This window comes from Acinetobacter sp. ATCC 27244 (genome assembly GCF_000156555.1).
Lineage (GTDB): Bacteria > Pseudomonadota > Gammaproteobacteria > Pseudomonadales > Moraxellaceae > Acinetobacter > Acinetobacter haemolyticus.
The window spans coordinates 61,939-68,832 of record NZ_GG665959.1 but is presented as its reverse complement, the minus strand read 5'-3'; the positions used below and the strand labels follow the sequence as shown (position 1 = coordinate 68,832).

Below are 6,894 nucleotides of genomic sequence, written 5' to 3'. Positions count from 1 at the left end.
GCGTTTTAGAAATTTGTCGTTTTTCCCACATTTCAAAAACATAGTTGTAGAAAAAATTTACGGTCACCGCAATAACTGCGATTAGCACCGATAATGGTCCTGTATGACTCATACTTGTACCAGAAAGCACTGCCAAAATCATGGCACAGATCAAAAAGCTAAATACTTCATAGAAAAAAACATAAGTTACTCTTCGTTTCGTTCCTTGCATGATCACACCTTAAAATCAACAATCGCTAGATTTTACGCTCTAGATCTGATAAAAAAAGTCAATCGTTATCAGATTTACTGAAAAGGAAATTGCAATGAAACTGAGTAGTGAGCAGCTTGAATTGATTCTAGAAATCATTGATCGTGGAAGTTTCTCTGCAGCTGCCCGCGCCTTAAATCGGGTTCCTTCCGCAGTGAGCATGGCGATTGCCAATTTAGAAGCTGAATTGAATTTAAAATTATTTGAACGCAGTAAAAATCATCTAGCACCAACGGAAATTGCACTTTCAATTGAACCCCACGCAAGATTGATTGTGACGAAGCTACGCCAGCTCGAAATGCATCTCTCTGAACTTTCAACTGGATTAGAAACTCGTATCTGTATTGGTGTCGCAGCCGATATCAATCAAAAAATCATCTTAAAGGGCATTGAACAATTAATTCAGCACTATCCTCTTTTAAATATTGAAATAGTTTGCGCACCACAGCAAGAATTAAAAGCACGCCTACAAAACAATGAAATTGATTTATATATTGCTTATAGCTCATCAAATATCGATATCAATCAACGTTTTCGACTATTAGGTGTTGAACAGTTTGTCGCTGCCATTTCCCCCGAGCAAGCACAACAACTCAAGGCACAACATAAAAATGAACTCACGATGTTGTCTGAGTTTAGACAAATTATTGTCGCTAGTAAAAATTATCCTCTACCCGATCCTCGTATTTTGGTTTCTGACTCATATTGGTATACCGACAATCTATCGATGGCAATTCATATGGTAGAACAAGGGATGGGTTGGGGAAATTTTCCGCTTTCAGTCGTGTCGGAGCATTTTACCAAGCACAGTTTAGTGCGTTTAGAGTTTAGTGACACCACCAATGGACTGGATATGCCCATCCATGCCATTTGGGCCAGCTATAAACCCTTGAGTAAAACCATTCAACTGCTGATCGAGCTTTGGAGTAAAGAAATTTTTGAATAGGCATAAAAAAAGCCCGACATCCTGTCGGGCTTTTTTCGTATTTCGTTTCTAGGTGCAACTCCTGTCGTACCTCACGTCCTGATGCTCAAACTTATTATTTTTGTTTTATGTTTTGGAACCTCCTGTTCCTGATGAGTTCATATTAGGCAATTTAAAGCAGTCTGAATATGGGATATTGTCCCTAATCACTGTAAGAAAAAGCGTACATTGTTCACGGCGGAAAATAATTATTAGATCAGCTAAATTCACATAAAAACTTACACAGAACTTGATCATGAATATTGCAAAATATAAGAAAAATAAATATTACATATAAAAAACTTGAATATTATTCAATTCCATGTATACTTAAGTTAACTAGAAAAAGTATAGTTTAGTAAATCTTCTTTAAGTATCGCAGTTTTAGTCATAATCCTTCGTTTTTTTAGATCTTAAGCTCAATTCTTTATCCTTTTTCAAAGTTATACATAGCCTCATTAAGCGGCTGAAAATTATTAAAATTTAGTAGGATATATTATGTCTAATACAGTTACTGGTACAGTAAAGTGGTTTAACGAAACTAAAGGTTTTGGTTTCATTCAACAACAATCAGGTCCTGATGTGTTTGCTCACTTCAGCGAAATCGCAAATTCTGGTTTTAAAACCTTATATGAAGGTCAACAAGTTTCATTCAGCGTTGCTCAAGGTCAAAAAGGCCCAAATGCTGTGAACATTGTTCCTTTATAATCGCTAAATAAGCATGAAAAAAGCCCGACATCCTGTCGGGCTTTTTCGTATTTCGCACTTTAGGTATAACTCCTGTCGTACCTCACGTCCTGATGCTCAAACTTATTATTTTTGTTTTATGTTTTGGAACTTCCTGTTCCTGATGAGTTCATATTAGGTGATTCGATTGGGGCTGAATATAGGTCATTGACTGGAATTGGTGTAGGAAATGGCTTACAGGGCTTTTACTTTATTAATTTAAATAAAAGTAATATTAAAAAAATTTAAACCCTTTTAAAAGACCAGATTTTTATACTTTATTTTATCAAAAATAGACATTTTAACGTTAAAAAAGAATATCATTATTAATAATGAAATCGTCACGCTAAGTTTATGGCTTTTCTTATTGAAGGTTTAAATTCAAATAGAAATCTATCTTTAGATATGTGTTATCCAGAATCATTTCGAAATTTGGATGAATTAATCATTATACCTGAAGAAAATTTACTAGTTATTAAAGAACGATGGAATGGAAAATCATGCGATACATTCTTTAATTTACAAACCTTAGAGCGAACTGATCCTTTTAAAAGATACAATCAAGAAAATGGCAAAGCATTTCATAACGCCTATTATTTTAACTACAAGATACATCGAAAGATGCCATTTAGCTTAATCATTCATCTTGTTTAGCTGCACTAGCTCAAATTTAACCTGATAAATAGTACTATCAGACCAAATTTAAGCTAATACAATTGATTAAATTTAAAGATTACGCCAGTTTTCTACATTATAAAAATGAGAGAGAGCTATCAATTCTTTATCACAGAACTCTGTTTCCTTTTCATATTCAGCATATTTTCTATCAACGGTAGGTGAATGAATGGAATCATTCATTTCTTGAAAAATAATTGCTGTATCGAAACTCTTAACTTCATGAGTTATATTTCCTTTTTCGATAACACGATACTCTTTTAATTTTTTTTCATCCGCAGCAATCCTTTTAGCCTGCATCCGAATGCTTTCAAGCCCTTCTAGTTTGAGCTTATTTATAGCATTTTTAGCTGAATCACGAATATTTTGCTTTAGCTCTGGCTTTAGCGTTACTTGAATTCCTTCTATTAAATCTCTGTCAACAGAGTTCCCTATTAGATAATCTGCTATAAGCTTAAAAAGCTCATTGTCTTTATTTACAGTAATAGATGTCCTCCCAATTACTGGCAAATTACTTGCCTCAGACTTTTCTAGACTTTCTTGAATAGGATCAATTCTAAGTTCTAAACCACCGACTTTTAAAAGTGAAAATACATTATGCAGAAAGTTTTTGAACCCTGCTGCTGTCGGTGCACCTAAGCGGCTTGCAAAAGAAAAAATATTTCTATCAGGATCAAAGAAAATATAAGAGGCAAAACCTATATTAGTATCTTCCTCTAATTCTTTGAGAATATTTGAAGCATGTATATTATCTGCTGTTTTCTTAATTTTTTGGACAGCATCGTTTGTCTTAGCAGAAACAAACAAATAGAAATTTTTGATTCCATCAACAGGAACTAAGAAAATTTTGTCTCCCGTCATAACTACATTACTAGCTATCTGCATACTAGTATCCCAGTTTGTAAGAGCCTTTAAAAAAGGCTTTAAATCAAATGGATATACATCTAACGTATTTGTGTCCTGAATGTTGTAGCAATAGTGATATATTTTCAATTCATTTACCTTAATATAGATTGATTTAAATTTAATCTAATAACTATATACGGCATTCATATTTTAATAAATATCTATATATCAGGTTTTCAATAGTTAAAAAACTTTATGCGACAGATTAAGACGCTTTTATTTTTCGAAAACCAACATAATACAGTTTATAAAGAATATGTAAAAAAGCCCTTTAAAAATTTTAAAGGGCTTTTTATCTTTAAACTTAAATCGAATGACCCAAACGCTCACCCATCACCACGGTCGAATTGGCTTTGAACTGCTCGTCCCAAACCATTTTATCTTTTTCAAATAAAACCACAGCAGTTGAGCCTAGATAGAAACGACCTAACTCAGCACCTTTATCCAACTGCATTTGATGATGTTGCAATTCAACACGACCCGTCGGTTTTACCTTACCAGTTGCAACTGTTTCAATCCCTGCAACAATCATTGCACCAACCAACACCACTGCCATACGACCAAGCTCAGTGTCAAACAAACACACCATACGCTCATTACGCGCAAATAAACCTGGAACATTTTCAGCCGTGGTTTGGTTGACTGAGAACAACTCACCCGGAATATATAAAGTTTCGGTCAATGTACCTGCTAATGGCATATGCACACGATGATAATCTTTAGGTGACAAATAAACAGTTGCAAACTGCCCATCAACAAATGGTTTTGCTAGCTGTGGGTCGCCAATCAATTTCTCAACAGAAAAGCTTTGACCTTTCGCTTGAAAAATATCACCCGCTTCAATCTTGCCGAGCTGTGAGATCGCACCATCCGCAGGACAAACAATACTATCGGCACGTTCATCTACACCACGTACACCTTGTTTCAAAGCACGAGTGAAAAACTCATTAAATGATTTATATTGATTTGGATTGGTTTGCTCGGCAATGCTCATATCAATGCCATATTTTGCTTTAAACGCCTGAATAACAGCAGTTTTCACCAAAACATTTTCACTTGCGGCAACCTTGCCGACCACACGGCTAAGTTGATGTTGCGGTACTAAATTTTGTGCTTTGATAAAAAGTTGTTTTTTTAAATCTGCTGCGAAACTCAAGATGGTGACTCCCCTGTAGTAATAGGACTATCGAGGCGATTGCCCCATTCACTCCACGCACCATCGTAGGCTCTCACTTGCCAATCAAGCAATCTTGCTAAAATATATGCCAAACCAGAACGGTGATGTGACTGACAATACACCACTACAGGTTGTTGTAAATTAAAGCCGAGTTGCTCTAAACGTTGTTGAGTGCGTTCAAGCGGGTGTAATTTTAGATGATTTTCACGATTAAGGGCAGTACTCCACTCAAAATGCAGTGCATTTGGGATGTGACCGCCGCGTCGCGCAGCTAACCGTAACCCTGTATATTCCTCATTACTACGACAATCCCATAGTTGAATATCACCTTGTTCGACTTGCGCCAATAACTCTTGATATTCAACTCTGTACTGCTGTACTGCGTTCAAGTCAACTTGCACTAATTCCTGAACAGGGCTAAAACGCTCAACTTCAGCACTTGTTGGAAGTCCAGCGCCTAACCAAGCATGAATGCCACCATTGATCAGACTGGTTCGCGTAAAACCAAGGCAATGTAAATTCCAGATTAAACGCCCAGCCCAAGCACCGCCTTCATCATCATAGACCACGACATGATGCTGAGGAGAAATATTTAGCTTTTTAATTAAAGCGCTTAAACCGTCATTATCTGGCAACACCCCATTGGCCTGCTCATTTTGAGCAACTAAATATTTAGGTTGCAAATGAATGGCATGCGGAATATGTAATTGTTCATAAACCGAGGCACGGCTTAGATCAACAACACGAATTAGCTCATGCCCTAAATAAGGAACAAGCTGTTCAGGCTCAATCAGTAAACCAAGTTTAAAATCAATATCAGTCATTGTTATGCGCTTGTGTCATCACATCATGTTTGATTTTAGCATAGCTCACTTTTTATCTTTGCTCGATTTTTTGCATTCATTTAGCAGAAAAGGAGATATAAGCTAACTCTCATCCTCAATCTCAAACACCTGACGCAAATACGCCAAAAACGTTTCATTATCAGTCATGGTTTTACCAGAACTATCCGAAATCTTTGCGACAGATTGACGATTGCACTCGACCAACTTCAACACAATATTCAGCGGTGTCTGTCCCATATCATTGGTCAGATTAGTTCCGATCCCAAAACTCACCTGAAAGCGATCTTTAAAATATTGATGTAATGCCCAAGCTTTCTCTAAATTCAACCCATCACTAAAGGTCAACATTTTGGTTTTACTATCGATTTTCAACTTACGGTAATGCGCATAGGCTTTATCGCCCCATTCGTAAGGATCACCACTATCATGCCGTAAACCATCGAATAATTTGGCAAAATACAGGTCAAAATCGCGTAAGAATGCATCCATACCGACCACATCAGTCAAAGCAATCCCTAAATCACCTCGGTATTCTTGTACCCATGCTTCTAAGGCGGCTTTCTGAAAATTCCTCAATCGCACATCAAGTGCCTGAAAAGCCTGTAAAAACTCGTGTGCCATCGTCCCAATTGGGCTAATCCCTAATTCTTTGGCAAGCAATACATTACTGGTACCACGAAATACTTTCGGCGCAGCTGTATGAAAAGCCTGTACCACATGTTTTTGCCAATCAAAACTATAACGGCGACGTGTACCAAAGTCTGAAACCAAAAACGGTGGTTCATTATCTTGTTGCTCTTGGGCATATTGTTGTAGTTGAACCAGTTTCTGCTGGAGTCGACGTTCACCCTCCTCCAACACAGCATCCGTACGGATACGGCTGAAGTACAACTCATTCACGATGGCCAAGACGAAGATCTCAAACATCATCGCCTGTACCATCGGCCCCTCGATACGGATATCTAATCGCCCTGCCTCATCAATACTGGCTTTGATAAAACGACGCTTGAGTTGGAATAATTCTAAATAATCGACAAAGTCGCTTTTGATAAACCGCAATGAACGCAAGTATTGCAGTTCATCTTCTTTAAACTTTAAGTCACATAGTAGGTCAAGCTGATGGTTTAACTCAGGCAATATCTCCGATAAAGGATAAAGGGTGTCGTCTAAATTTCGACAACGGAATAAATAAACACTATGCGCTTGCGGAAACTGATGTAATACCACTTGTAACATAGTGAATTTATATAAGTCGGTATCCAGTAATGATCGAACAATGGCAGACATAGATGATGGTTTTAACCAATTTTTATAAGATATGTTTTGTTATACAACTAAATGCTTCTTATTG

The 6,894-nt window shown here is 36.9% G+C and carries 8 protein-coding genes; 3 read left to right on the top strand and 5 right to left on the bottom strand.

Annotation, left to right across the window (positions count from 1 at the left end; all coding sequences use genetic code 11):
- The coding region (locus HMPREF0023_RS10860; RefSeq protein WP_008942113.1) for a chlorhexidine efflux transporter at positions 1-211 on the bottom strand (211 nt) is incomplete at its 3' end.
- A 94-nt stretch (positions 212-305) separates the two neighbouring features.
- Between HMPREF0023_RS10860 and HMPREF0023_RS10855 the strand changes: the two genes are divergently transcribed.
- The 3 genes from HMPREF0023_RS10855 to HMPREF0023_RS10845 all read left to right on the top strand — a co-directional run bounded on the left by HMPREF0023_RS10855 (position 306) and on the right by HMPREF0023_RS10845 (position 2,594).
- Positions 306-1,196 carry a LysR family transcriptional regulator gene (locus HMPREF0023_RS10855; RefSeq protein ID WP_004641653.1) on the top strand — a complete coding sequence of 297 codons (891 nt, stop codon included), beginning with the start codon at positions 306-308 and terminating at the stop codon, positions 1,194-1,196.
- 516 nt (positions 1,197-1,712) lie between these two features.
- A complete protein-coding gene (locus HMPREF0023_RS10850; RefSeq protein WP_004641656.1) occupies positions 1,713-1,922 on the top strand; it encodes a cold-shock protein in 210 nt (69 codons plus the stop codon).
- Positions 1,923-2,294: 372 nt separating this feature from the next.
- The gene (locus tag HMPREF0023_RS10845; protein ID WP_008942111.1) at positions 2,295-2,594 is read left to right on the top strand and encodes a hypothetical protein; all 300 of its coding nucleotides are present in this window, start codon (positions 2,295-2,297) and stop codon (positions 2,592-2,594) included.
- 72 nt (positions 2,595-2,666) lie between these two features.
- Here the strand turns inward: HMPREF0023_RS10845 and HMPREF0023_RS10840 are convergent, their stop codons facing one another.
- The 4 genes from HMPREF0023_RS10840 to pncB all read right to left on the bottom strand — a co-directional run bounded on the left by HMPREF0023_RS10840 (position 2,667) and on the right by pncB (position 6,830).
- Positions 2,667-3,608 carry an exclusion protein gene (locus tag HMPREF0023_RS10840; protein WP_171502684.1) on the bottom strand — a complete coding sequence of 314 codons (942 nt, stop codon included), beginning with the start codon at positions 3,606-3,608 and terminating at the stop codon, positions 2,667-2,669.
- A 217-nt stretch (positions 3,609-3,825) separates the two neighbouring features.
- A complete protein-coding gene (asd, locus tag HMPREF0023_RS10835; protein WP_008942109.1) occupies positions 3,826-4,677 on the bottom strand; it encodes an archaetidylserine decarboxylase in 852 nt (283 codons plus the stop codon).
- The gene (locus HMPREF0023_RS10830; RefSeq protein WP_008942108.1) at positions 4,674-5,522 is read right to left on the bottom strand and encodes a sulfurtransferase; all 849 of its coding nucleotides are present in this window, start codon (positions 5,520-5,522) and stop codon (positions 4,674-4,676) included. The genes asd and HMPREF0023_RS10830 overlap by 4 nt, the downstream gene beginning before the upstream one ends.
- A gap of 102 nt (positions 5,523-5,624) precedes the next feature.
- Complete coding sequence (pncB, locus tag HMPREF0023_RS10825; RefSeq protein WP_008942107.1) at positions 5,625-6,830, bottom strand: nicotinate phosphoribosyltransferase; 1,206 nt, start codon at positions 6,828-6,830, stop codon at positions 5,625-5,627.
- Positions 6,831-6,894 lie beyond the last annotated feature (64 nt).

What these genes read in the sequence shown, in the direction of transcription:
- HMPREF0023_RS10855 (WP_004641653.1), top strand. Translation starts at nt 306, where the DNA reads ATGAAACTGAGTAGTGAGCAGCTTGAATTGATTCTAGAAATCATTGAT.
- HMPREF0023_RS10850 (WP_004641656.1), top strand. Translation starts at nt 1,713, where the DNA reads ATGTCTAATACAGTTACTGGTACAGTAAAGTGGTTTAACGAAACTAAA.
- HMPREF0023_RS10845 (WP_008942111.1), top strand. Translation starts at nt 2,295, where the DNA reads ATGGCTTTTCTTATTGAAGGTTTAAATTCAAATAGAAATCTATCTTTA.
- HMPREF0023_RS10830 (WP_008942108.1), bottom strand. Translation starts at nt 5,522, where the DNA reads ATGACTGATATTGATTTTAAACTTGGTTTACTGATTGAGCCTGAACAG.
- pncB (WP_008942107.1), bottom strand. Translation starts at nt 6,830, where the DNA reads ATGTCTGCCATTGTTCGATCATTACTGGATACCGACTTATATAAATTC.